This window comes from Shewanella gelidii, assembly GCF_014647855.1.
In the GTDB taxonomy this organism is placed as follows: Bacteria; Pseudomonadota; Gammaproteobacteria; order Enterobacterales; family Shewanellaceae; genus Shewanella; species Shewanella gelidii.
In genome coordinates, this window is the sequence record NZ_BMPZ01000007.1 from 1 (window position 1) to 26,287 (window position 26,287).

25 protein-coding genes and 1 tRNA gene are annotated in these 26,287 nt (G+C 42.5%); 11 read left to right on the plus strand and 15 right to left on the minus strand.

The genetic code is table 11. The annotated features are described in order from the left end of the window. The first annotated feature begins 553 nt into the window (after positions 1-553). Entirely contained in the window at positions 554-919 is a 366-nt protein-coding gene (locus IEY18_RS12355; protein ID WP_188921277.1) for a hypothetical protein, read from the plus strand. Between the two features lie 118 nt (positions 920-1,037). Then, positions 1,038-1,985, plus strand: a complete 948-nt coding sequence (corA, locus tag IEY18_RS12360) for a magnesium/cobalt transporter CorA (protein WP_188921279.1) — start codon at positions 1,038-1,040, stop codon at positions 1,983-1,985. Between the two features lie 40 nt (positions 1,986-2,025). Here corA and IEY18_RS12365 read toward each other — a convergent pair whose 3' ends face one another. After that, positions 2,026-2,337, minus strand: coding sequence for a DUF3135 domain-containing protein (locus tag IEY18_RS12365; protein WP_188921281.1), 312 nt, complete (start codon positions 2,335-2,337; stop codon positions 2,026-2,028). Positions 2,338-2,548: 211 nt separating this feature from the next. Beyond that, a complete protein-coding gene (locus IEY18_RS12370) occupies positions 2,549-3,796 on the minus strand; it encodes an HD-GYP domain-containing protein (RefSeq protein WP_188921283.1) in 1,248 nt (415 codons plus the stop codon). 119 nt (positions 3,797-3,915) lie between these two features. On the opposite strand from IEY18_RS12370, the gene IEY18_RS12375 reads away from it, so the two are divergent. Further along, positions 3,916-4,605: a 2OG-Fe(II) oxygenase gene (locus IEY18_RS12375; RefSeq protein ID WP_188921285.1), complete on the plus strand. Its 690-nt coding sequence runs from the start codon at positions 3,916-3,918 to the stop codon at positions 4,603-4,605. A gap of 44 nt (positions 4,606-4,649) precedes the next feature. Here IEY18_RS12375 and IEY18_RS12380 read toward each other — a convergent pair whose 3' ends face one another. The 4 genes from IEY18_RS12380 to IEY18_RS12395 form a co-directional block, all read right to left on the minus strand. Continuing rightward, complete coding sequence (locus IEY18_RS12380) at positions 4,650-5,999, minus strand: ATP-binding protein (protein WP_188921288.1); 1,350 nt, start codon at positions 5,997-5,999, stop codon at positions 4,650-4,652. Beyond that, complete coding sequence (locus tag IEY18_RS12385; RefSeq protein ID WP_188921290.1) at positions 5,990-6,664, minus strand: response regulator; 675 nt, start codon at positions 6,662-6,664, stop codon at positions 5,990-5,992. Before IEY18_RS12385 ends, IEY18_RS12380 begins: the two co-directional genes overlap by 10 nt. Positions 6,665-6,935: 271 nt before the next feature. Further along, positions 6,936-7,280, minus strand: coding sequence for a hypothetical protein (locus IEY18_RS12390; protein WP_188921292.1), 345 nt, complete (start codon positions 7,278-7,280; stop codon positions 6,936-6,938). A 78-nt stretch (positions 7,281-7,358) separates the two neighbouring features. Next, the gene (locus IEY18_RS12395) at positions 7,359-8,315 is read right to left on the minus strand and encodes a hypothetical protein (protein WP_188921294.1); all 957 of its coding nucleotides are present in this window, start codon (positions 8,313-8,315) and stop codon (positions 7,359-7,361) included. 500 nt (positions 8,316-8,815) lie between these two features. Between IEY18_RS12395 and IEY18_RS12400 the strand changes: the two genes are divergently transcribed. Together IEY18_RS12400 and IEY18_RS12405 are read left to right on the plus strand one after the other, a co-directional pair. Further along, the gene (locus tag IEY18_RS12400) at positions 8,816-10,600 is read left to right on the plus strand and encodes a sensor histidine kinase (protein ID WP_188921296.1); all 1,785 of its coding nucleotides are present in this window, start codon (positions 8,816-8,818) and stop codon (positions 10,598-10,600) included. After that, positions 10,597-11,946, plus strand: a complete 1,350-nt coding sequence (locus IEY18_RS12405) for a sigma-54-dependent transcriptional regulator (protein ID WP_188921298.1) — start codon at positions 10,597-10,599, stop codon at positions 11,944-11,946. Before IEY18_RS12400 ends, IEY18_RS12405 begins: the two co-directional genes overlap by 4 nt. On the opposite strand, the gene IEY18_RS12410 is transcribed toward IEY18_RS12405, so the two are convergent. Next, a complete protein-coding gene (locus IEY18_RS12410; RefSeq protein ID WP_188921300.1) occupies positions 11,923-12,558 on the minus strand; it encodes a LysE family translocator in 636 nt (211 codons plus the stop codon). The two genes, IEY18_RS12405 and IEY18_RS12410, sit on opposite strands and share 24 nt — an antisense overlap. A 251-nt stretch (positions 12,559-12,809) precedes the next feature. Here IEY18_RS12410 and nadE point away from each other — a divergent pair, with 251 nt between their 5' ends. Continuing rightward, a complete protein-coding gene (gene nadE, locus IEY18_RS12415; protein ID WP_188921302.1) occupies positions 12,810-13,640 on the plus strand; it encodes an NAD(+) synthase in 831 nt (276 codons plus the stop codon). A 140-nt stretch (positions 13,641-13,780) separates the two neighbouring features. Here nadE and IEY18_RS12420 read toward each other — a convergent pair whose 3' ends face one another. Further along, positions 13,781-14,290 carry a DUF6942 family protein gene (locus IEY18_RS12420; protein ID WP_188921304.1) on the minus strand — a complete coding sequence of 170 codons (510 nt, stop codon included), beginning with the start codon at positions 14,288-14,290 and terminating at the stop codon, positions 13,781-13,783. After that, a complete protein-coding gene (locus IEY18_RS12425; protein WP_188921306.1) occupies positions 14,291-16,531 on the minus strand; it encodes a diguanylate cyclase domain-containing protein in 2,241 nt (746 codons plus the stop codon). It lies immediately after the preceding gene. A 389-nt stretch (positions 16,532-16,920) separates the two neighbouring features. Between IEY18_RS12425 and IEY18_RS12430 the strand changes: the two genes are divergently transcribed. Next, positions 16,921-17,172 carry a hypothetical protein gene (locus tag IEY18_RS12430; RefSeq protein ID WP_188921307.1) on the plus strand — a complete coding sequence of 84 codons (252 nt, stop codon included), beginning with the start codon at positions 16,921-16,923 and terminating at the stop codon, positions 17,170-17,172. Positions 17,173-17,250: 78 nt separating this feature from the next. Here the strand turns inward: IEY18_RS12430 and IEY18_RS12435 are convergent, their stop codons facing one another. Both IEY18_RS12435 and IEY18_RS12440 read right to left on the minus strand, forming a co-directional pair. Then, positions 17,251-18,240, minus strand: a complete 990-nt coding sequence (locus tag IEY18_RS12435; protein WP_188921309.1) for an efflux RND transporter periplasmic adaptor subunit — start codon at positions 18,238-18,240, stop codon at positions 17,251-17,253. A gap of 4 nt (positions 18,241-18,244) precedes the next feature. Continuing rightward, entirely contained in the window at positions 18,245-18,796 is a 552-nt protein-coding gene (locus tag IEY18_RS12440; protein ID WP_229779856.1) for a magnesium transporter, read from the minus strand. Positions 18,797-19,043: 247 nt separating this feature from the next. On the opposite strand from IEY18_RS12440, the gene IEY18_RS12445 reads away from it, so the two are divergent. From IEY18_RS12445 to tehA, 4 genes are all read left to right on the plus strand, one after another. Continuing rightward, entirely contained in the window at positions 19,044-19,952 is a 909-nt protein-coding gene (locus IEY18_RS12445) for a LysR family transcriptional regulator (protein WP_188921311.1), read from the plus strand. A gap of 84 nt (positions 19,953-20,036) precedes the next feature. Beyond that, entirely contained in the window at positions 20,037-20,987 is a 951-nt protein-coding gene (locus tag IEY18_RS12450; RefSeq protein WP_188921313.1) for a phosphotransferase family protein, read from the plus strand. A 351-nt stretch (positions 20,988-21,338) separates the two neighbouring features. Next, the gene (locus tag IEY18_RS12455) at positions 21,339-21,680 is read left to right on the plus strand and encodes a hypothetical protein (protein ID WP_188921315.1); all 342 of its coding nucleotides are present in this window, start codon (positions 21,339-21,341) and stop codon (positions 21,678-21,680) included. Positions 21,681-21,855: 175 nt separating this feature from the next. Beyond that, complete coding sequence (gene tehA, locus IEY18_RS12460) at positions 21,856-22,788, plus strand: dicarboxylate transporter/tellurite-resistance protein TehA (protein WP_188921317.1); 933 nt, start codon at positions 21,856-21,858, stop codon at positions 22,786-22,788. Here the strand turns inward: tehA and IEY18_RS12465 are convergent. From IEY18_RS12465 to IEY18_RS12480, 4 genes are all read right to left on the minus strand, one after another. Next, positions 22,783-23,373, minus strand: a complete 591-nt coding sequence (locus IEY18_RS12465; RefSeq protein ID WP_188921320.1) for a TMEM165/GDT1 family protein — start codon at positions 23,371-23,373, stop codon at positions 22,783-22,785. The genes tehA and IEY18_RS12465 overlap by 6 nt on opposite strands. Before the next feature lie 348 nt (positions 23,374-23,721). Further along, positions 23,722-23,798 (minus strand) — tRNA-Pro (locus IEY18_RS12470). Between the two features lie 150 nt (positions 23,799-23,948). Beyond that, on the minus strand, positions 23,949-25,733 hold the full coding sequence (locus IEY18_RS12475) for a DUF3413 domain-containing protein (RefSeq protein ID WP_188921322.1): 1,785 nt from the start codon (positions 25,731-25,733) through the stop codon (positions 23,949-23,951). A gap of 264 nt (positions 25,734-25,997) precedes the next feature. Further along, positions 25,998-26,216: a YejL family protein gene (locus tag IEY18_RS12480; protein ID WP_188921545.1), complete on the minus strand. Its 219-nt coding sequence runs from the start codon at positions 26,214-26,216 to the stop codon at positions 25,998-26,000. Positions 26,217-26,287 lie beyond the last annotated feature (71 nt).

Consider the following 26,287-nt stretch of genomic DNA (forward strand, 5'->3'; position numbering starts at 1 on the left):
GGCTTAACCATACAACCCTGATGGGTTTTACCAGCGATGGTAGTGGTTGGTTGCTATAACTTAGTATGAATATGAAGCACTTGATTAAAGTGAGAACAGCTTTCCGAATTATTATTTACTGTTTAACAGAGTTAGATGGTAGATAAAGAATTTGTCTGGAAACCATAGAGCTTCATTTCCAGGCGCCTAATATACTCTCGTAAGAGAAATGAGAAAGCCCGCTGCACTGCAGCGGGCTTTTTTGTGCGTGTTGTTTTTTAACGGGTCATTGATTTTACCTGCATTTTGCTTGAATCATTGTAGGTTTTATTTCTTATCTCTTATCTCTTATCTCTTATCTCTTATCTCTTATCTCTTATCTCTTATCTCTAAAAACTAAGAATTAGCCGTAAATGTTGCCCATTGCAGAGATGCTTTAGTGTGTAATCGATTCCTTGATTATTATTTCTCCGAAATAAATTCAAGTCATGAATTCGATAAAAAGTTGATATCTAATGAGGTTATCAAACGGCGACCTCGCTATAATGTCTAAAATTTTTTTGAGAATCCTTATATGTTAACGAAGCTGCTGGTTACTGCTCTTGTTATTGCGTTTGCTTGGGCAACGCTAAAACGCTCTTCTAGAGTGAAAACCACGAAAAAACCCGCAGCTGATTTAGGGCAATCAATTTTGAGACGTTATATGGTTACTGGGACATTAGCGGTCTTACTCCTGGGCAGTGCAAGTTACTTGGGCTGGTACTGGTATGATGGTAGCCAGGTACTCTCGGTAACGATCGTCTCACCCAATCATTCCGGTGAGACGGTATACCAAGTTAAGAAGAGAGATATTTCTCAACATGAAATTGTTACACTTGATGGGATTACGATTCGGTTGTCTAATCAAGAGCGGGTTATCATAGCGACATCGGCAAAGTAGTTTTTTACGCAGAGCTCTATTTGTACTCTTTTCTCAAACTCATTTCAGTACGAAAGTATTTATTATTTAAAACTAAATATGCGATTAAGCTGAAGGCTTAATCAGAACCGGAGGCAACATGATCACGGCATATGTCTACATTGATCGAAAATTATCGATCCTCGAATTGGATATTAAAGATCAGCTTCCGGAAGAAACCTTATGGCTTGATTTACACCGCCCGACCGACGAAGAACGAGACTGGTTAAGCTATTATTCTGTCGAGGAAGTACCTGAAGAGGAGGACTTTAACGAAATCGAAGCCTCTGCTCGTTTTTATCAAAATAGCGACGGCTTACATATTAATTCGTTATTTCCCCAGCGTGTCGGTCAAGATATTAAAGGCGTGAACGTCTCCTTTAACCTTCGTAGTAATTTTTTGCTCACTATCCGAGAAGAAGATGTAGGTCTGATCCGTTTACTTCGCAACTACCTGAGGCTAGGTCGTGTTGAAGTGACTACACCACAGGCACTCTTTCTGGAGCTGTTTACACTTAAAGTCGATTATTTATCTGATTTAATTGAAGATGTATATACGGTACTCGAAAATGTGAGTGAAGAAGTTTTTGAGAGCAATGAACTGGATGACATCTTCAAACTGATTACATTGCAAGAAGATTCAAATGGTAAGATCCGGTTAAGTTTGCTTGATACCCAGCGTTCACTTCGTTATATGCAGCGTTATTATCGCGGACAATTGACCGAAGAAAATCTTAAAGAGCTGCGAGAGATGCTTTCAGATATTGAGTCTCTTATGCCACATAGTCAGTTTATTTTTGATAAATTGAACTTTTTGCTCGATGCGGCAATGGGCTTTAGTGGTTTACAACAGAATAAAATTATCAAGATATTTTCCGTTGCAGCTGTGGTATTCCTACCGCCAACATTAATTGCAAGTAGCTACGGAATGAACTTCACAAGCATGCCAGAGCTTGATTGGCGCTTAGGATACCCAATGGCCATTTTAATGATGATTGCAAGCGCAGCAGGTACCTACCTGTTTTTCAGGCGAAAAGGCTGGCTATAATCCGTATAGGGAGTTGATTTTCCTATATGGAAGTTCACAGTCATTGCTGTTTATGGATGAATTGAACGACTTCTCCTGCTGGCTGTTTCACAAAGCTTGGCTCATTGATCACCATCGAAAGTGTTGAAAGCTTATCTCCCATAAGATCCATCGTTAACTGGCAACGCTGATATGCATTTTGGCATCTGTTGAGTTTTTGATGCAGATGAAAAATAAGGCAGCGGAGTTGTGCTTGATTTCGAACCGAGGAAGAGATTGCCTCGTCACTCAAGGTTGTTTGAAGTTTTTGAAGTTGTTCAGGCTTGTGTTCAGCAAGCCATTTCAACGTGTCAAAATCAGGTAGCTGGGTCATTTGATGCTCCCGTTTTACTGCCAAATTTTGCTTGTGATTCGCGATTTATTAGTGCGAGTTATTCGCACTTTCCTTGCGACAAAATGAGAATTTCAATAGGCAGTGTCTAGTGAGCGCTGGTGCTCATCGTTAAGCTATCCTTGAAGTATTAACTAAGTTTAGATGGTTTTGTCGGCTTTAGTGGGCATGAAAACAGTTATTACACTTTGAACTAATTACTTTCAGAACCAAAAAAGTAATTCACCCGCTCTCTAGGATTCAAATATTTAAATATCTTTTCTGGGAGTGCCGCAGGCGGCAGGCAGCGGACTATTGAAAGGTTTTCTGATTCTAAATCAATAATAGGTGCCTGCTCTTTGGGCACCATGGTATCGTAAACCATGATTTTTGGGAGTAATAACTTGTCGAGATTGACACCCATGACAATGCCAAACTGACCGGATGATAGCTCGACAACACTGCCAGGGGGATAGACGCCGAGCATTTTTATCATTTGGCCAACGTGCTCTTGATTGAGTTGCTCTTTAAAGTTTTTAAAGAGGTAACCCAATGCTGAGTAAGGGGTTCTTGCTTTTATATTTTGGTTTGGGTGGCACAGTTCATCATATTGGTTGATAACAGCAATAAGTTGCGATGATGGGTCAAGTTGGTCTTTTTTTAACCCCTTTGGGTAGCCAGTTCCGTCTAAAAACTCGTGATGGTTTTGAATGAGTGGTAGAGCTTTTTCAGGGAAGTTTTCAGCAAGTTTGGCAAGATCTGCACCCATACTTGGATGCTGTTTCATAAAATTTATTTCGGCAGTTGTCAGCGCCGTTTGTTTTCTCAATAGCTGGCTTGGTACTTTTAGCATTCCGATATCATGAAACAATGCCGCAAGTCCTACGTTTTCAATTTCTTCCTGAGACCACTTTAGTTCTTTCGCGACTAACATCGATAAGACGGCGACATTTAAGGAGTGATAATAGATGCCTTCATCATTTTTTGCATCACCCATCAAATGTAGTACGAGGTTATCAGACGAAAGTAACTGATTGGTAATGTCATGGATTAAGTCTTGTGCTTCAGTTACAGCGGTTAACGGACGACTTCGGAGTTTGGTAATTAAGCTGCGCATTTTGGCAATGGAGCGATCAAAGTTCTTTTCGGTCTTCGTTAAGCTGCGACGCATCTTTTTAAAAGCTTCAATACGGGCAGCTTTTTCATCATGCATACTTTTTGATAAATCGTTAATTTCTTGAGCTTCAGGCTGCGGCAGATCCTGCTCGATCTCTATGTCTTCACATTTTTCAAGATTTATATAGACATGGTCTAGCGGCAGTTTCTTAATTAATGCTAATTGTGCTGCTTGCTTGATCTTAAAGTTACTAAAGAGAAAAGGGTGGTCTTTCCACGACAGCGGTAGCTGTACATAGCTGCCTACTTTGAGTTGACCGACAGGAATTTTCTTTATTTTGCTCATGAAGCCATTTCGAATAGGGAAGTTCCAATATTATTATATGGTTTATGACGCTTTACAATGTACACACTTGCATGACAGCATATTAATATCATCCGTTAGACTATAAATTGACCTTTGTTATGGATTTTATTGAAGTTTATCAAAATGCTTTACCCGATGAGTTATGCGACCGGCTCATCACGACATTTGAGCAACACCCTGGGGTGCGTGATGGAGAAACCGGTGGTGGCGTCGATAAAGCGAAAAAACGTAGTTTGGATTTGATGATGGATAACTATGATGATTTACTCCCGTTAAAAAATGAGCTGCTTCAACGCACCTTTGAGTACATCAAGCGGTATTTTCAAACCTATAATATGGGATTGATGGGAGCCGTGTCAGTGGGAGTTGCAGGAGAAAACGGTCAAGCAGTGACCCTAAATCCAGATAACTTTGATTCACTGGGTAAGCCTAATATTGATGCCATCGTCCGCTATTTATATCGTAGCGGTAATATCAATATTCAAAAGTATCTACAGGGCCGCGGTGGTTATCCCCATTGGCACTCAGAACAGTTTCCACAACAAGAGCATAATGAAGCCCTGCATCGTGTGGTCTTGTATATGTTCTATTTGAATGATGTTGATGAAGGTGGAGAAACAGAGTTCTATTATCAGGGGAAAAAAATTAAACCGAAAAAGGGCACGCTGGTGATCGCTCCAGCTGGGTTTACCCACTCCCATCGCGGCAATATTCCCTTAAGTGGTAATAAATATATTGCGACGTCGTGGGTGATGTTTAATCGTGCGGAACAACTATATCGTCGTTGACAGATGGTGACGCGATTGTTTATGAAAACCTAGCTACACTTCTTTTATAAAGGAATACAGATTCTAAACCGAGCACCTTGTAGGTCAGAATCTTCGATAAACAATTGACCGTTATAGCTAGAAACAATTTCATGGCAAACTGCAAGCCCAATACCTTGGCCTTGGGAGTTTCTATCTGCACGTACTCCCCGTTGTAAAATCTTGCTTCTCATGTTTTCTTCAACGCCTGCACCGTCATCGTCGACTATGATTTCGCATTCCTGTGCGTCATTGATTAAACAAGTTAGCTTCACTTCACTAATGCACAGACGGAATGCGTTTTCCATAAGGTTGCCGCATAGCTCCATTAAATCCCCCTTATCGCCGGGGAACATCGCATTTTGCTGAATGTCGGTTTGAAAGCGAATATTTTTGTCTCGATAAACTTTAAAGAGCATTTGCGATAACTGTGCCACTAAAGGTGCGATTGGTGTCATCTCGGTTTTTAAGCCTTTACGACCAAGCATCGCACGCTTGAGTTGGTATTTTACCAACAGATCCATTTGGCTGACTTGCTCCATAATCCGCTCGCTAGTGCCTGCTTTATCGAGGCTTTGATCGTCGGTGATAGCATGGACCGCGGCGAGCCTTGTTTTTAAACTATGGGCCAAATCATTCATGGCGTTTTGATAGCGCTGTTGTTGTGCATTGGATTGTACTAACAACTGGTTAAGTGCTTTGGTTACGCCTTCTAGTTCTACAGGGTATCCGCCAGAGAGTGATTTATTCTTACCGTCATTAATCGCTTGCAATTCATTTTGCATTCTCACAAGAGGGCGCATTCCCCAGTAGCCGGCACTGATAAGCAGTAGCAGCGCTAGTAAAATGACTAATGCCAAGCGCAAATAGGTTCTTTTGCTGAACTCACTGTATTCCATCTCAATTTGTTCAGCATCCTTTAAAATTAAAAGGTTGTAGTGAACTGCGGAGATTTCGACTTCAAGCATATAGATGAAGTAGCCTTTATCGTCTGACAAAGTTAAATGATAAGGCGGGGACTCATCTTTGATTTGTAGGAATTGTTGACAGGTATCAAACAGGCCTCGATCAACAGCAAGCTTTGAGGTCCAAACTTGTTTAAAGTCTTTATCACAGCTTGCGAGAACAAAGTTTTCTTGTTTGTTGTTTTCCTCTAACCAAGCACTGGTATCGGGGATTAAATCATGTTCCCTGAGTTCTGCAGCGACTTGTGGGATTTCTGCAATTAACTCCGCGGTTTCTTCAGTATAGGCATTTTGAACATGCAAGGTATTTACCATCCATGCTAAACCGAAGCCCACCAGTGCAATGATTGAAAGTGATGTGAGAAACATCCGTGTTAACAGACGTTTCTTTGGCTTTAATCTTAGTTGCATGGGAGGTTAAATTTGTAGCCTTGGCCGCGAATGGTCACAATAGATTGCTCAATGCCACCTTTGGATAGTTTTTTACGTAACCGGCTTACCATGACTTCAATTGTATTAGGATCACCTTCTTTGTCGCCGTATATCACATCGAGTAGTCGTTGTTTCGCTACGACCTCATGGCAATGGCGCATAAGATACTCAAGAATCAAATACTCAAATGCTGTCACTTCCATCGGCTCTCGGTTGAGTGTGACTTGTTTGGCTGCGAGATCGAGCTCAAGTGCACCACTCTGAATAACAGGTTTCACAAAACCAGCACTGCGTCGAACTAAGGCGTCTAAACGGGCGACTAACTCTTCTTTCTGAAAGGGTTTAACTAAATAGTCATCAGCGCCAGCATTGAGTCCTTCGACCTTATCTTGCCAATTCACCCTTGCGGTTAAAATAAGAATCGGCGCTTTAAGATCGGCCTCTCTAAGGGATTGAATTAAGCTGATTCCGTCTTGATCGGGAAGCCCTAAATCAACAATCGCGACATCAATTGGGTAATTTGTGGCTTGGTAGAAGCCTTCTTTCGCTGTGTCGGCGACTTGAACCTGATTACCCAATTCGCTCAGCTGTACATTAAGGTGGTGGGAAAGAATGGGATCGTCTTCAACTACCAATATTCTCATGGGGTTCTTCCTGATACATTTCAGTCAACTCAGTCTACTGATTTATAAGCAAACTGCCAAATTTTGCTTATTCTAAACCAAGTTAGCTTAACCGAGCCTGACTTCAAGAGGGGCTTTGTGTATCGGTTCGTTAGTTCTTAGCTGAACGGGAAAGTCATGCCAAATAGGTTACCCGTGAACGAAGTAATCGTGCAATAACTGGCTCATTTGGAAGGAGTCAACAAAGAAGTTGAGGTGATAAAAAGGTGGACTCATTATTGTTGCGCAGTGTTCAACCGTACGGGTTGCGATTGGCTCGCTTCTTAATTATTCCACTACAGCAGCTTGCTGCGATGGCTGTAAAAACGATCACACTTGACATGATAAGTGATAAACGAGTCCAAGGTTCACCCATTGATACACGCACTTGGATATAGTCATAAGTACTGACACCCCACACGAGTACGCAACTTGCAACAAGGACGATTTGTAATAAGCGACTTGACCAACTCTGCTTTATAAATAGCAAAATTGGAGCGACGGCAAAACTAATAGCGAATGGGTGCTGGCCATAACGCAGAAAGTGAGCACTGATCAATAAATACGCAAGACAAATAAGTAAAATGCGCCACCACATAAACCGTACTCCAAAAGTATTATCTGGTCAGCATACCGTAAATGAAAAGGCGCATACTATAAGCTTGTTCACATATTTTTAATTTAATGCGGCTTTTATCTGATTTTTCTCAGTTTGAGTAAATGTACCTAACTTTATAAGCTTCAACACATACTCAAATGGCTGTTCTTTGTCATGGTGATTTAAAATGATGACTTGGCGCTCTAAACCACCTAAATCAGCGAGCTGAATAGAATCTATTGATTTCAGACTGTGCAATTCTTCAATGTTTTCGGTTAACTGTGCAAGTTCCAAATCGGCAATTTCAATTGCCAACTCTTGAATTTCAGCGATATCCTCTTGATTTAAATCATGTTGTAATTCAATAGCGATATCATGGGTTAAATGCTGGTTATTTGCATGTTTGCTTTGTTCCTGCTCCATTTCTAACATGCGTAAATGCTGTTCTTGTTGTTTAAGTGCACGTTCTAATTGATGAGCCGCTTTCTTTTCAATGTGAATCGCGCGCTTTTCTATGGCAGCGGTTTTCTTCTCTAATGCTTGTTGTAATTTTGCTCTTTTCTTTGCTAAATGCTGTTTGTGTATTGCTTCGTATTTATTGGCTTTTTCCTGCTTTAGCGCAATCATTTTTGTTATCTGTTTACCTTGTTTATGGGGCGCTTCAAGCTGACTGATTAGCTCTGATATATGCGCTTTCGTTTTTGGTGGCAAATCGTCGAGTTGTGATTCGACATAGGCCTTATCAGATAATTGGGTTTGGGAGAGCTTAAACTGATGTTCTTGGTCATTATCATGTACTTTGACCTGAATAACTCCGGACTTTTCATCAGTATTTGTTCGCGGATCTTCGGTTTCAATCTGAATGGTTTTGATGGTGTTTCTTTGATTCGGTAGGTTTTGATCGCCTTTGACAACAAATGATTCAGGGCTTTGAGCCGTCGCCTTGGTTTGATCTGTGTGTTGGGCACAGGCGAGCAATGGTAACGTCGCTAGTAGAGTATAGAGTATGGGTTGTTTTTTTTGATAGATTGACATGAAGAGTCCTTATTATTTTGAGCGTATAAAACTGGCGTAAGCGGCGCTAAAACCAATATTTTTATAGCTAGAAGTCTCACTTTGATTAATAGCGAGCGTAGCTATGATTCAGAGATGACCATTGCGAAGAGTGTGCCAGCATGAATTTTCGAAGGTTTATGATGCCTGCTGGCCTAAAAGCGTGTCCTCGGCAGCTTTTATTGCAAAGTTGAGTTCCCATTCAAGGAGTTGACTTCCTGATATGAGGAAGTCAGCTTATGCAGAGAAGACGAAAAGCTGCTACAAAAATCTGGTGTTTAAGATTTTATGATGATTTGAAATGCATCACGCTGATTATAAACATATTTTTTATTATGCCGGCTCAGCAAATAAATCGCTGTGTTGGCCTTAATTTTGTATGGAGTTTGATGGGATTGGTCGTTGCAGGAGCATAAGCTGAAGTATACATGCCAATTTTATCGGTATAGCCTGGGTCATTGTTGACGGAGACGCGTAATTTTATGTCAATTAAGCGATATGTATTTCTAGTGTTTGGGACGTTGATTGTGCTCTTGGGGTTGAGTCAGATTTTTATAGCGCAGTACTTCAAAGATCAGCTTCAAGCACAATTACAAACTAGTTCTCGTGCTTTATCGCAGGATATTATCGATGTTGTGATTGAGCAGGCAGGGGATTGGCCTGATTTATTGGATGATATGCCCCAAGAAGAATTTGAGCGTGTGATTTCGATGCACCCGCCTTCTCAGCCTCAAGTTTCTGGATCTGACCTACCAAACCATGAAGTATTAGAAGAAATCCTTAGTGAGCGTCAACATCACGCTTTGGCCCAAGAGTTGGCTGAAGAGCTTTCAATGGTTGACGATGAGATTGCAAAAATGGATGAAAGTGTCCATGAGCTTGCAACGCAAATTAAAGACATAGGGATTCAATATCGTGCTAATCCGGATATGCAAGCACAAAAAGAGCGAGCGAAACACAAAGCTAAAGTGGTTGCTTTGATGCAGAAGGAAACCCAAGCCATACAGAAAGAGCGGCAGCAGATTGTTGCGCTCCAAAAGCAAGCGGCCAAGGTGTATGAGCAGCGTTTAAAAGAAGCTGTGAGAAACATCGAAATTAGAACGGAAGATTGGTTGGATTCCGGTCGAGTGATGATCGTGCAATCTAGGTTCGATACCGCGCCCAAGCCTATTCCGTCAAAGGTTGTGCAAGAGGGAATTACTGGATTACCTGATGAAAGTAAACGATTGAATATGCATGAGGGGCTAAACCAAGCATCGTATGAGTCATTGCACTCACAGGGCTCAACTATACGAGAGCTTCAGCTAGCCAGCAATGATGCGAACAATGGTTTAGAGCAGTTTAGTGAGACGATATTTGTTCTGATCGGCTTGAGTTGTGTTATCGCTTTGTTTTTAACCTATTGGCTAAGTCATCACGTTAGCCAACCCTTGATACAGCTGCGGCAAGGGCATCAACAATTAGGTTCTGGTCAATTGGGGATTCAAGTCAAAGAGTCCGGTATTGAGGAGATTAAGCAGATCTTGGCTGGGTTCAATGGGATGAGCCGCCAATTAGCGAGTTTAAGCGAGAAAACAGCTTTGATGACTCAGCAACAAAACCTAGCTGATATTGGTCAAATAACCCGAGGAATTGCCCATAGTTTACGAAATCCTTTGCATACCCTCGGTCTTCTTAGTGATCAGCTTTCTCAAGAAGTCGAGCAATCAACCCGTTTTGATTTAGCACAAAAAGTCCAACAGAAAATTGCACATATGGATAAAAGCATTCAGGCTTTGCTCACTCTGGCAGCAGGCTCAGTAAGTCGCAGTCAAGCAATTCCTATTCAAGGAGTCATTCAAGATATATTGCTCGAGTTGTCTATTGGTGGATCGAAGTTAGATGTTACTGGTTTAACAACGCAAGAAGATGAAAATAGTTATCTTGTAATGGGCGCTGAATCTGAAGTTCGTAGTATTCTCCATGCCGTAATTATTAATGCTGTTGAAGCTTGCGAACAGCGGCCAAGAGTAGCCATTGACCTTCGCCAAGAAGGGCGTACAACGGTTGTCGAGATCACCGATTGGGGAAAAGGCATTGATGAACAGGTCAGAGGCCATCTGTTTGAGCCCCATGTGACGACCAAAACAGAGGGTTCGGGCATGGGGATATATATTGCAAGTAAGCTTGTCGAAAGCCACTACGGGGGGGAGATACGTTATCGTGATAACCCTGATGGCGGTACCATTGCGACGGTTACATTTCAAATAGATAAGGCAGGCGAATGAAGCAAAGTATACGCATTCTCGTGGTTGAGGATGAAAACGATCAACGGCAGCTCATCGCACAGATTTTGAGTGCTCAAGCCTATGAGGTGGAAACGGCCGATAGTGTTGAAAAAGCAATTTTAATGATTAAGGAAAGGCCGCCAGAGTTGGTGTTTTCTGATTGGAAGCTTGGTCAACTTTCCGGTATGGATTTGCTGCGGTATGTTCGTCGAGAACATACCGATATGGGATTTATCATCGCAACAGCCTATGGAACCATTACCCACGCTGTGGATGCTATGCATGCTGGAGCGGATGACTATTTAGCCAAACCTTATCAGCGTCAGTCGCTGTTGTTGGCCATAGAGAAAGTCGTCAAGTCTGTCGCGCTCAAAAAACAAAATCAGCAGCTCGTGTCTCAACTCTCAGAACAGCAATCACTCATCGGGTTAGTGGGAAAAGCGCCTTGTATGCAAAAGGTTTATCAGCGAGTTCAGCGGGTTAGCTCGACCGATGCTACGGTGTTAATTGGTGGCGAAAGTGGTACAGGAAAAGAGCTCGCTGCACGTGCGTTGTTTCAATTATCAGAGCGTAAAAATACACCGTTTATCGCGATTAATTGCGGCGCGATTCCTGAGTCTCTGGCTGAAGCAGAATTATTTGGCGCAGAAAAGGGGGCGTTTACCGGAGCCTCGCAACTCAAGATTGGCAAGTTAGAAGCTGCAAACGGTGGCACAGTATTTCTTGACGAAATAGGTGAGTTGCCGTTGCTATTGCAAACTAAGCTACTGCGATTTTTACAAGAAGGTGTGATTAGTCGCTTAGGACAGCAAGGTGAAATTCAATTAGATGTACGCGTCATTGCTGCAACCCATAGGGATCTACAGCAAGAGGTTAAAGCCGGACGATTTAGAGAAGATCTATATTATCGCTTGAATGTTGTGCCGATTCACATGCCACCGCTTCGCGACCGTCAAGAGGACATTGGTCGGTTAATCGAGCATTTTCTAGTGATGCATAGTAAGCAATACCGAGCACACCCAGAACCGCTAAGCTCCCATGCGAAGAAAACCCTGCTCGATTATCATTGGCCCGGAAATGTACGAGAATTGGCTAATCGTATCGAGCGATTTGTTTTACTTGGTGACGAGCAAGAGTTGATTGAAGAGCTAAACAATCCAGCGCCGTCAACGTCCATCGATGGATTCACTTTGCCTCAAGAGGGGATTGAGTGGGAATCTTTTGAGAAGCAGTGTTTACAGCAAGCAATGACTCGTAACCAAGGGAATCGAACCCAAGCTGCTAAATTTTTAGGCTTGAGTTATAAGGCGTTTTTGTATCGGTTAGAGAAATATCAACTGGTATAAGATTAGTGATGACACGCTAATAAAAACAAACCCGATGAGGCCGTTAACGAGCCGATTGAACTGCTGGAATTTGCGTTGCATTTTAGGTTTAGACAATAGGATTGCAAGTAAGCCAAACCAGGCAGTAGACAGCGTAAATAGCAGGGCTGCAGCAGCAATTCGTGTATTAAAGCTGATACTCGGCGTCATTAATGTTGAGAACAAGGTAATAAAAAATACCAAAGCTTTAGGGTTGAGCAGATTGGTCAATAATCCTCGATTAAAGCCTGATATGGCGCTGATAGCAGGGCTGGTTTCGTCCAAAGTTGAAGTGCCTTCTTGTATCCGAAAAGCACTTTTGAGCGCGCCAATTCCCATCCAACCTAGGTAACTCGCACCGCAGAGTTGCACTATGGTATACAAAACCGGAGAGCTATGTATCAGTAGGCTTACACCAGTGAGACTTAAAATGGTATGGACTAAAATAGCAATGGCAATGCCAAGAGCAGCTGCTAATGCGGTTTGTCGAGTTTGCTGAGAGGCAATTTTGACCATCAACGCGAAATCGGGTCCTGGACTTATTAATGCAAGGCTATGGATCATGCCGATGGTTGCGAGTAATTGCCAATCCATTAAAAATCCCTAAGAGTTGTTGTGATGAATCAATTTGAGGTGATTAACCTTTCCCGTCAGGTCGATTTTTTAGATATCTGTTTGAGCGGAAATATGTGAAGCGGCAGTATTGTATGGCTTTTTTAATTCATCAAGCTAGCAAATTTTGTGACGACCTCAATTTGCGCTGTTCCTAATTGGGCATAAATGCTAAATTTGCTGACAGATTTTTTGATCATAAAGTGCCACATTGCACAGAGCGGAGACTAGCTGTGAAAGGACAAATTCTACGGGAAATGAAGGTACTTAAGGCCATTGAGCCTGAGTATGAAGTACAACGACGCGTGGCTTTTCTCAAAGCCAAGTTGAAAGAGGCGCAATCAAGTGCTTTAGTGCTGGGCATTAGTGGTGGTGTTGACTCTTCACTGGCAGGGCGCCTGTGCCAGCTTGCTGTTGATGAATTAAATCAGGAGTTAAATGCGACTCAATACCAATTTATAGCAGTGCGTCTTCCCTATGATGTGCAAAAAGATGAGGATGAAGCCCAGTTGTCTTGTCAGTTCATTCAACCGTCAAAGCAAGTCACAGTTAATATTGCTGACGGCGTGAACGGTATTCATCAAGAAACACTGAATGCATTGCAAGCTGCTGGCTTTGACAGTGCCGCCGCTGATAAAACGGATTTTGTAAAAGGTAATGTGAAAGCAAGAATGCGTATGGTTGCCCAATATGAAATTGCTGGTTTTGCCGGTGGACTCGTTGTTGGAACCGATCATAGTGCAGAAAATATCACAGGTTTTTATACCAAGTTTGGTGATGGTGCCTGCGATCTCGCGCCTTTGTTTGGATTGAGTAAGCGCCAGGTGCGCCAGCTTGCTTCCTATTTAGGGGCGCCAGATGTGTTAGTGAACAAAGCACCCACAGCTGATTTGGAAGAAGAGCAGCCGCAACTCGCTGATGAAGTGGCTTTAGGGCTATCCTATGATCAAATCGATGACTTCTTAGAAGGTAAAGAGGTGACTGAAGCCGTTGAAAGCAAGCTGATTGGTATATACAAGCGTACGCAGCACAAGCGCCAAGCCATTCCAACGATTTATGACTAAGCTTGTAGCGCTCTCTGTTTGCTCAGCATTGCAGTTTAAAGACTGACTCCTAAAAGCAGCCAATCGGCTGCTTTTTTCATGTTGGTGAGGTTTATATGAGCCGTGGGTAGCGCTATTTTCGAGTTGAGTTATATATGAATTCATTTTAGATGGATGATTTGGCGGATCTGTTCCACCAAAACATTGGGGAGTTGCCTGTAGTCCAAATATGGAGTAAGGATAACTTGCTCCTTGACTACGATTTGTTTGGGTTGATGAGCGCTTGAAACCCCAAGCATTTTTGCGGCTTGTATACCACAAACAATATGCCACTTTGCGTGCGGATTAAGCTGCGTTGCACCGAATTGAACTTGTTCCCGTTGTACCGTAAAAAGCTGCGTGCGGTAGTTTCGCCATTGAAGATTTGGTGCAGATATTTTTGCAATGAGCACTAAAATCTTTCGCCAATGATTGCCATTTAAGTCGATTAAAGCTTGTTGCCAGGTATTCGAGTTTTGCGTGCTGTTGAGTTCAGTATATGTTGGAAATAGAGGCGGCTTGGGCAAATAAAAGCAGATTTGGCTACGAGGATTGCCAATGGTCTGCATTGACTGCAGCGTCACTGTGGTTGTGTCTTGAATCTCGTTTGAACCGTCGAAAAGCGTATGCATTTAGACTTGCTGCTGGTTTGGGTAGGTAAGTGCTTCGTCATAAGAGATAAGCACTTGGTTTCGTCCGTTTGTTTTTGCTTGATATAAGTTAGTGTCTGAATGCTTAATCCACTTTTCAAGCAAGTGGCTATAGCTGGCATGAGCCACAAAAGCACCGATGCTCGTTTTAATATGGAAGTGGTTCGCTTCGGTTGGATGTTTGATTTCAAGGTCGGCCAAATCCCTACGGAAAGCATTTAAATGCTCTGCAGTTTGCGCTGGGTTACATAGTGGCAAAATCAAAAGAAACTCTTCTCCACCGTATCGTGCCACGATGTCACTTTCACGTTGGAAATGCTTTGTTAATAACTGTGCGACGGCCTTTAAGCATTCGTCGCCGGCTAAATGGCCATAGGTGTCATTTACTCGTTTGAAGTGGTCTAAATCTAACAAAGCCACAGTAATAGGTTCGTGGCTACGCTCACAAAGTTCTTGAACGGTTTCAAATCGAGTTTCGGCATAGCGTCGATTGTAAAGGCCGGTCAGCGAGTCTTTCTCGGCTAAATCTTTAAGTCGGATGTTTGCATCTTCAAGTTCTTGAGTACGTTGTGCCACCGTCTGTTCAAGCTCATTTTTATGTTTAAGTAATTGTGCTTGCGAACTCTTCAGCCTTAGGAATAGCTTGTAGACTTCTCTCGGGGCAAAATGATCAAGCAGAAAAACATCATTTGAATTACTTTTGATCTGCGTGAAATTATTCGCTATCAACTCTAAAGGCTTGGTTAAGCGTTTGCTGGTGGTTTTTGCGATAAACATAGCAATAATGGTTGATAGCAACAAAAATGCAAATGTAATTTTAAACTGTGCTTCAACAGAACGAATGATGGGGGCAAAGCTTTCCAGGATATATAAATTCCAGCCATTGTTCATTTGATATTTTGAGTAAATATATTCAGGGCTGCTATTTGAAAGATCGTGCAAATTCATCAAGTTCATATCAGTGCGATAGATTTGATTACTCATTTTTGAATATTGGAAACTTGAGAGCGTTGGCAAAGCTAGAGGGGCAGAAGCATAAATAACACGCTGATTATCATCCACAAGTAACACATATTGCGCGATTTCAAATGCTTGGTTATTGGCAAAGCCTGTAAAGTTAGAGAGCTCAAGAGATCCCTGTAAAACCGCAACTGGTACATCGGGCTGAGTGGGCGTATGAACGGGCGAAGAAATCGCGATCATGGCTTTAGGGTGTGTGCCGATACCTTCAAATGCAGGGGAAGAATACTTTTTATTTTGATGTAACGCCTGTTGAAAATACGGCGAGTCTTTAACGTTAATGACGTCTTTTTCAGCGCCTTGAATCGACATCTCTTGGGTGTCTTCCGCATTTTTTGATTGCAAAATAGAATGCGTTATATCGCCATGCTTATTGGCTATATTTAACGTGGTAAAGTTTGGATAATGTTGACTTAGCCTTTTTAGAATCGTTTGCTGTTCAGCGGGAGAGTCGATAACTCGGCCGAGCCAATGTGCAGCGTGTTCGATGGCGGTTTGGTTTTGTTTTAGGAAGTTCTCCGTCGCCTTTCCTTGTTGAATCGTCATATCGTGTATATGTTTTTGCAGTAACACTTGTCGGTCTTGCACTGAGTTGTGGTTAAACACAAGTGCAGAAACCAATAAGGACAAAGTCACAATGATGGTGAAAACATAAGTTAATTGTTCACTAAACCTGCGTCGTTTTCGATCTTGAGTAATTCGATACTGATTCCAAAAACGGCTAGTCATGATGATGACGATAGAACCGATACAGGTATATATCAGGCCATTGATCATGTGTTTTAAAAAGATAAACGGCAAACTGCTATCAGGGAGTTCGTAAAAGAGCTTCGCCCAGATATAGAACAAAGGAGTGCCTGCAATCAGCCAGTAGAAAAAATTTGCATAGAGTGCATAAAGACCATATCGAACAGCGAACCCAAGCCAAATTGCTTCAGCTGAATAGACAAGCAATGCATGGGCACCATTGTGAGAAAATATAAGGCTGAGAGAACCCAATGCTGCAGCGATAAGCCCATACCAAGGGCCAAGCAAAATCGTGACAATGATAACGGCAACATTGCCAAGAATAAGTTGTAAATTGGCGACAAGAGGAATGGGAAAGGCGTTGGCAATCATTGCGATAAAGCCAAGGATTATGGTGAACATCAGGTGCTTGGTATTCAATTTATCTTCGATCAATACCCACAGCTTGCTATCCATGTACCGCCATCCATATTAAGGTTGGCTCATGTTAAAGCCTGTATGACCAGATCTCAAGAATTGTTTGAATTTTGAGTTGAATCACATTGGGTTACAGATTTTCAAATTTAGAACAACACAAGCTGACAAAAACTTGCTAGGTAAAACTTTTGGCTTAGGCTTATGCTGAATTATGGCAGTTAAAATGAAGCATCTTTCCTTTATGACTATCCCCCGAGTTTCTTTTGTGAGTATCAATGACGCGCTTGAATTGAACATTCATTTTTTCTCAATCATTAACTCTTGTTTAGGTTTGACGTTATAGCTCTCCAAGCCTTGCAAGCGACTGACATCTTGTTACTGTGATTCAAGTTAGCTCAATTGTTCGGGCATAATTCATGGAGGTTGAAATGGAACTCGCAGGGAAGAGTAAACGCATCAAAAGTACGACAATTGCTGAGAATCGTACCTATAACATCTATTTTAAGTCAGGCAACCACATCAAAATCGAACTGAGTAATCGCCAGCGGTGCTTTACGACTGCTTATCGTGAGTATATCGAGGGCGGAAGCTCTGAGGGCGTCGTACAAGAATGCTGGCCAGAGTCGGGTCGTTTAGCTATAAAATGGAGTGAGGTTGAAGCAATACACGAGGTTTACTGATTGCGTTAGACACAAGATAAGTCAATAAACCCGATGAAAATAGGGCTACTGATCAGTAACCGTAGCCCGTTTTTTTGCTTACAATGCGTTGAGGTAGGACTTATAGGAATTAAGTCGTACCGTTGCCGCGCCAATGACATCGATGAAGCTAAAGAATGAGTGCGGTTTATTGGCCGCAATCCAAGCGGAGCCGGTTGCACCGATAGGAATCGTTTTCCCCTCAGGCTCCATGATTTCTAACACAACTGTTCGGCCGTGACTGCTCGTATTTGCCGCGACATGTTGCCTGACACTTTGTGGCCCTTGCAGGGGTGAAATTGAAGATTCTCCCGTCCCCGCCGTTACACTGTGAACCTTGGCTCTAAAAATTTCGCCCGGATAGGCATCGACGTAAAACTCAGCAAATTGACCTGGTTCAATATATCGATAGGTTTGATCTGGAATTCGCATTTCCATAAACTTTCTAGACGTATCATAGATATGCATATTACCTATCCGGCTACCATCTGCGACATTAACTAGAGCAACCTGACCATCAAAAGGCGCACGTATTGTTTTTCGTGCTTGTTCGAACTCTGTTTGTTGTAAATCAGCTCGCAACGATTCTAACGAAGCTTTCGCAATACGCATTTGCGATTGGAAGTACTCAATATCACGCTCGTTAAAAATCTCTGGAGAGATCTTAGAGCGTGCAATGTCGCGCTTATACTGGGCTATCGTCTCTTGTTGCTGAATAATCGCTGCTTCAATTTTCTGTACGTTGGCTTGTGAACTCGTATCGACTAGGGTGTAAATGATGTCGCCTTTTTCTACTTTTTGGTTGTGTTCCACATAAATGTGATCAATTTGTTCTTGAAATAGCGGTGATAACACTGAATGGGGCGCCTTCACTGTTGAAGAGTAGGTTAAATCAACAGGGGCCCATAGTCGTGACATAATGCCTAAAATGACGAGAATAAAGGCACCGGTTGAAATAATCCAAAATGCGCTTTTTAGTGTCCAACGGATCACTCCGGTCGAGACTAAAATCCACATAATTAAAATATAGGGGATCATGACTTCTTTCATGGGATTATCCTTGGCTTGTCACAGTGGGTTGCTTGTTAGTTTGAGGGCTCAACGCGCCAGCGGCAGAAGCTTTATGGCTTGAGGCATTTACTATTTCAGCATTTATTTCTGAGCGACTGTTGCGCAACATTTGCGTAATGGACTGGCCAATATGTTGCCAGTTGGCAAATGCAATAATAATTGCGCCGACCCACCAAGCTTTGTGTAAAAACAAACCACAAAGAGAGAGTGCAAAGACCAATTGTACGTGGGCACTTTTCTTCGCTTGGGCTTGATGCACTGCAACCTCATGTAGTTGCCAGAGTAAATAGATTGCAAAAACTGCGAGGGTAATGGTCACCATGAACAGGTAACCACTAAAAATTTCACTGTTAAAAAATGCCATCATGGTATCGCTTGGTGTATTGCTAAACTGGCTCATCTCAATATCTTTTGAGTTGATTAAACCTAAAGGTGCTAAAAAATAGGCGCCCGTAATCATCACGGCCATGAATGCAATAAATTTAATAAAAATCAAAGTAATAATTCGTACTTTTGATAGTGTTGCTTTGAACAAGGCGTATTCCTCCTGTTGCCCATTTTTCCCCTTTAGCGCAGCTTAAACCTCACGGAGTTCATTGGCTGTAGCTGTTTGAGAATCAATGATTTTAGGCAAAAATATTTAGATGAGCTTTGAGATGTGAAGCAGTTTAAAGGTTAGTCATTGCTTTATATATAGGCTGAGATGATTTTGTGTTATCGTATTTACGATGAATTGGGCGAGTGCGAACCATTGGTCAGCCGCGTAACATAGGAAGAAGGCGATGCGAAATGAGATCCCAAACTTAAATCTGCTCGTGGTGTTTGCTAGTGTCATGGAACATGGCAGTTTAAGTAAGGCCGCTGACACCTTAAATACCAATCAATCCACCATTAGCACAATGCTAATTCGATTAAAAAATGAAGTAGGTCAAACCTTATTTGTTCGGAAAGGCAGGGGGGTGGTGCCGACAACCTATGCATCGAGTTTATACTTACAAATTCAGCAGCCCATATCCCAGCTTCGTGACGTTTTTCAATCCTTTGCAAGCTTTGAACCCGAAGTGTCCAGTCGTAAGTTTGTCACCACAGCACCGGAGCACTTACATTGGCTCTTGTTAGATAAATTTGTACAAGTTGCAAACCCAAATATCACCCTTGAGTTATATGATCCCCACTATGACCCTCAGTACTCCTACGAATCGTTATTAACAAACAAGTTTGATAGTTTGATTGATATTTTTCCGCTGGAAAAGCCAAATATGATGAATGAAAAACTGTTTGAAAGTGAGTTTGTCGTGGTTTGTCGGAAAAGCCATCCTCGGATAGATGGCACACTCTCAATTGAACAGTTTATGGACGAACACCATGCAGTGCTAGAGCGGAGTCAAGATCAGTTATACACCCTCGAGCGATTTGCAGAGGTTGATTTAACTAAAAGAAAAGTGGCGTACCATGGCCGCTCCTTATTTAGTAATTTGTTATTAGTTAGTCAATCTGAATATTTGGCTGTTATCCCACGACAAATGGCGTTTGAATTTCAAGATCGGCTTCAATTACAAATTATACCTGCGCCTTTTCCTTATCGGAAAATATCCAATTACTTGATTTGGCATAAAAAGCTTGAAAATGATCCAGCTCACCGTTGGTTTAGAGAGCAGCTCTTGATGATCACCCAAGAGATCGCCGTTTAAAAATCTGAGCTAATTTTTATTTTTTAAAACGCTGTTTCATACGGGTTACATTGTATGGTTCACAGAAAACAATGGGATGTCGACATGAATAATACACAATTTTGGCATCATGAAAATTGGTTGAGCGATGCATCAACTTGGATAGAGCAGCAGCTTAGATTGCGTAATGTAGAGCCAAAGTCTCCTGTAGAAAAAGTATCGGGCTGGGCACTTGGCCAAATCTTAAGACAATCCACTAATCGTGGTGTTTACTATTTCAAAGCGACCGCTTTGTTACCCCTGTTTTCCAATGAAGCGCAGCTTTGCTTGCTGCTTGCTAAGCTATATCCAGAAGTTGTACCAACGGTGGTGGCCGCAGATATTCAACGCCAATTGATGCTCACTGAAAGTTTTGGAGTAGCGTTTTGTGAGAATGAAAGCCTTTCGACTTGGGCTGAGGCGTTTTTTGCGTTTTCTCAACTACAGGTCAATACGATAAACAATATCGAATCGCTCAAAGAACACGGTTGTCTTTATCGGCCTATTGAAAAGCTACCACTACAGTTAACGGATGTGTTTGCTTGTGATGCTATCAAAGCAATGTTGCCACGCCATATCAAATCAGATGCCAATGTCATCATATCAGCAGTCCATCAGGCTGTTGAAGCATTGCAAATTTTTGAGCTCCCAGAGTCATTAGTTCATGGTGATTTGCATATCGAAAATATAGCGCGCAAACATAATTCGTTTATGTTCTTTGATTGGAGTGATGCTTGTATCTCTCATCCGTTTATCGATGGGACATATATTTATAGAATGGCGAAGAGTAAAGAGAAGGATAAAATCGTGAATGCTTATTTAGCCCCTTGGCATGATTTCTTACCTATTGAAAGACTCACTTGTGCGTGGCAAACCGCAGAAATCGTTTGTTACGCGCATCAGGCTGTTAGCTATGCGTCGATGTTTACGTGTATTCCAGAGCAAGGCAAAGTTGATTTACAAATGGCTTTTGAGCATGCGTTCCAAAGGCTCCACCAGAAAGCGTTGAGCTGTTAATTCTTGTCCTTCTTTCTATTTTCATGACTTTGCCTGTTTGGTTATTGTTGCAACATTACCAGATATATTGCGTTTTGCGAGTGTAAAAAAGAAATGAAGACTAGGGCGTTATTGTTTAGTGGCAACTATAAGAGAAATATGACGTTTTTTGTGAAGGATAGGGCATTAGTTGTTGGGACAGTCGTGTAAAGTTGTTAGGTTGCTTGTGGTGTCGTTCTCGGTTTTTCGGGAGTTGTGTTATATAAGCCACATCATAAATGTTTACCTATTGATTTCAAAAGAAATGTTCTAATGACTCCCTTGGTTTGGGTGTTATTGATATTCAATTTACCATCAACATTGGGTTTTATTATGAAGCTAAAAATCACACCTTTTTTGTTTATTGCAGCCCTTTTAGGCACTACTGGGTTGGCAGGAGTGAGCAACGCTTACGCAGAGACTCGAGTCGTTCCAACAAAAAATATGCAACCAATTGAGCGGTATGGAAATCATAGACGGCAACAAGTCGTTGTCGACAAATTTGGTGAGCGTACCGGGGAGGGCATAATCTGTCCCTGTATATTCGACAAAATGCAAGATATGAAGCCAAAGGATGGACGATTTGCTGCGTTCGGTTATGTATGGGTATGTAAAGTATTTGATCAAGATGATTTTTGTCGAGAGGTCGAAAGAGTTGCTGTTGATGTAAGATAACACTGATTTTACCGTGGGGTGTTCGAGCAAAATTTGATCTGTACCCATAACATCCCGTGACAGTATTTGATGTTCCTATCAGCGACTTTAAATCGTGCCGCCGGTTGATACCCTCGTCATTTTTTTCATGGTTTTAATTATGATGAATCCGCTTTTTTAAATACAAGAGTCATAGATGTCTAACACAACGATTCCCGCGTCTTATTTTGGTATTGTGCTTGGTCTGTCTGGTTTAGGGCAGGCTTGGCGTATCGCGCACTCTTTATGGCAACTCCCGTCATTTATTGGTGAAACTTTATTGGCTATTGCCACCTTGGTTTGGCTGATTTTGCTCATCGTCTATATCAAGCAAGTATTCCGACAAACTGCAGTTGTCGTTCAGGAATTTTGTCACCCAGTACAAGGCAGCACTCCAGCCTTGTTAGGCGTGTCTACATTACTCATTGTTCTTGCGGTTTTACCCTATTCTCGCACATTGGCGTGGATATTAGCCGCACTTGGTATTCTTTGGCATGTTTGTTTCTCTCTTTGGCACAATGGCTCGCTGTGGAAGGGGGGGCGCAGAAGTTTAGATTCACTCCCTTCACTATATTTACCGACGGTTGCGGGAAATTTCACGAGTGCTGCGGCGTTAGGCGCTTTGGGATATCCCTCCTGGGGCTGGTTGTTTTTAGGGGCGGGCATGTTTTCTTGGCTCGCAATTGAATCGTTGATTATTCAACGGCTTTGGTTGGATCAAGAACTACCTTCAATGCAACGTCCGTTACTTGGGATCCAGTTTGCGCCCCCTGTCGTGTGTACGATGGCTTGGTTGTCTATCAATCCCAGTAGTCACGAATACTGGATTTTGATGATGTGGGGCTATGGGCTTTATCAACTGATGCTTGGTATTCGGTTAGGTAAATGGCTAGGCTCTCAACCTTTCGCACCGTCTTATTGGGCTTATACATTTGGTATTGCAGCAGCCACGGTTACGGGGCTAAAACTTGCGCTTGCAGGTGTCAGTTCTGCTGAGGTTATTTCAGTACCTGTATTTATCGGTGCAAACCTATTTATCGGTTACCTTAGCGTGCGAACCATTCGTCTATTGGTTTCGGGCAAACTATAAACTTTGGTACAAATCTAAAAGCAATAGAATAGCAAGCCCGATAAAGAATAGACCGCTTATTCTGTGTAATAGATTAATATTGAGTCGCGCTAATAACTTGCGGCCAGCGTATATCCCCATCAAAGCGCTGGTGGCCAAGGCTAATGTTGCACCTAGCCACACAGCCAAAGGTCGGTGCGTGGTGCTCAGGGTAATCACGGCTAACTGTGTTTTGTCGCCCAATTCTGCGAGAAAGATCATCATAAAGGTTGTTAGCAAAACGCCTCTAGCAGACTTCATCTGACTCACCCCCTCTTCATTGTCTTCCTTTGACAAAAGGGAGTGCAGGCCAAACAGAGCAAACAGTAACGCTGCGGCAATGGTAATCCATTGCTTAGGGATCAGTTGAGACAAGCTGCCGCCCACTGTTACGGCCAGAATGTTTAGCAAGGCAAAGGCTGTTATCGCGCCAATTGCGACGGTTTTGGCTCGGTGTTTAGACGCTAACGTCATGCATACGAGCTGACTTTTATCTCCAATTTCAGCTAACAAAATCACACCAAATGTCAGTACTGATGAGGAAAAGAGTTCGAGTGGTAAATTCATATTAGGTTCTAGTTGATCGTGCATCACAGCGAGCCGCATGTTAACTCATACTCGCTCTAAGGTTAACCATGCAAAATACAACCTTGTTTTTAATTGATGTAGGTCAAAAACTCTTTACTAACGTATGTTGACTACTGAGAGAGGCGCCAACGACGGCTTACACGTTCTTGCTGGGGGCGTTGATGCTTAAGCGTTCTCGAAATGAAGTGAGCAAGCCCCTAGGAGGTCGAAAACAGACCAATAAGTACTAAAACACGTGAGAGGCAAAGTGCACAGACACATGCTTATTGGTTTTAGGTATAAAAAAGCCCGAAGTAATGAGTACTTCGGGCTTTTTTATTTTGAATGTGGTCGGTATGAGAGGATTTGAACCTCCGACCCCTGACACCCCATGACAGTGCGCTACCGGGCTGCGCTACATACCGAGAATTACCAAATGTGCTTTTTGCATCTTTGGTGACGCAGAACTTTATCAAGACCTTTATTGTTGCGCAAGCAATTATCCATTTACTTGTATTAATTGGCGATTATCTGTGCGTGAATCAAATAATAGCGCAAGATTTTCGCTTGTGGCGCTAGTTATTGAACAAACGCCTACCTTCTCTCATGACTTGAATTAATTCAGGGGCGCTCATCTTCTTTTTCAAGCGCTTTTCATAGTTTCGATCATAAATACGGTATTTGCCGTGACGGTCGATCACGGTAATTTCTTCTTTTTGGTAAATCGCAAATGTGCGCTTGTCACCAACGTACACCCAAGTTTCGTCGTCGGGTTGTAGTAAATCTCTGCCGGCACTGTAGTCAGTTGCTGGATTCGTACAACCTAAGACTTGACTCATTAATGTTGGGGCTAGCCCGAGATGGCTTGTGGTGTGTTTTGCGGCTGCGCGTTTACCGTTTGGCCAATGAATAACCATTGGAACATGCACGTTGGCCGGCGAGAGGTTTTTACTGGCAACACGATAGTTACTGGTAAATACCTTACCGCTGATCCCAGTAATGATGATGAGGGTGTCTTCTGGAACTTGCTGCACAATCGACTCAATTTGCTGGTCAATAAAGTTGAGGGACTGTCGGTATTGATTGAATAATACTTTTTGCGCCGGTTTCAGGCTCTTATCCGCTTGAACGGTTTCTATCCCTAAAAAACCAACAGGCGTATCGTAATCTTCTGGCGAGGCGAGATTTACAAATGCAAACCAAGGGTTGCTTCGGTAAGCTTGCCAGCGCTTAAACTCTGTAACCGTTTGAATATCTGCTTGGGCGCTACCATCTTCACTGGATGCAATATGGTGTTCAAAATCATGAAAAGCAGGGTTCTCCGCCACTTTTTCTGAGCTAGTGGCCGTCGTAAATAAACCCACATCGTAGCCTTGGCTTGCAAATTGTTGTGGCATCAATGGCTTAATTTTATGGGTTTCCACAACGTCAATATAGCTACCTTGGATCCCATAAAGTAATGAGAATAAGCCACTTTGGTATTGGTGGCCGCCGCTGAGGTGTTGTGTTAGCGATTGATTATCTTGAGCGTATCCGTGGAAAAATGGCATGGTCGACGCATCGACTAAATCAGCGCGTAAGCTGTTCACACCGATGACAAGCACGTTTTGCGTTTGATCTGCTTTACACTGCAGCGGGGCTTTCGGGTACTGGATGGTGTTTTTAGGTAGGTTTTCTTGTGGAGCACTGGTGCCTTCCACGCCATGGCTTTCCATAAATGAGCGGGCAGTTGCAGGGTAAGATAGTGGATAAGCATCGTCATAGCGCGTAATTTCGCTGACATCAGCAGCATCGGCCCAAATATGGATGAGATGACTGCTCACAAAGCAAACCCCTACAAAGGCAACGACTTTATAGCCCCAATTGCGTTTTTGAATTTTTTCGATTCGTTTCCATAGAAAGTTTGCAAGTGTCAGCTCTATAGCAATGATTGCCAGTGGCGTGATGATATACGATGTGCCGCGGAGCAATGCATTGAGATCCGCCCACGCCAACTCAAATGCAAATGGGCTTAAATGCATCCCGTAATCGTCATAAACGATGGTGTCATAGAGTAAGGTGCATAAACCTGCCGTTGCAACAAATGCGCCCAAGCCTCTCAGAATTTTAGAATAGGGAATGACGAGTGTTGCCGGAAACAAAACGACGAGATAGACGATAAACGCAAGGAAGCTAAATTGGCCAATGGTGTTCAGCGCGAGATAACCCCAGCCAACGATAGAATCTGGGTAACCTACGGTTTCAAGGTATCGAGCACCAATAATGATGGCAAGCAAGCCGTTAATAAAAGCAAACCAATGCCCCCAATTAACTAAGCGCGATACTTTGTCTCGGCTCATTTGCTTTTTGCGTTCAACCATTGTTTGTCGTTTGTTCCTTTGCGAATGCCATTGTCTATATAGTTAAAAGGTAGGTTACTGGCGCCACTTACCTTTCATCTATAGCCGTACAATTAACCTTTAACACCATGGGCTCGGTTTGTTGCTTCGGTTATATAAGCTATTGTTAAGCTGATATATCTTAAGCATTCTACGAATTTTACGCCATGAATACCTGTGTTTAGTGCGCAAGTTAGCCAATAAGTTCGCTGATCCGCTAAATTGCGCTGTGATTTGTTAGCTGACTTAATCTGCTTTTGTTGACTGAGTTAACACTTTTGCAAATTGCTCAGCAACGGCTTGGCGCTGGCTTGCTGGGACTTTGCTTTCAAGAAGGTGCGACACACAGTTGCCAAGCACCATTAAACTAAGGTCTGTTGGGGCTTTGTGCTTTTCGAGCACAGTCAACATTTCGGTAATGAGAGTCTCAACTTGAGCGTTGGTATATTTAGATTGAATAGCCATATTAAAAAAATGATTCACTTTGAAACGAATTAGCGGCATATAATAGCCCAATTCAATTCGTATCACTATCT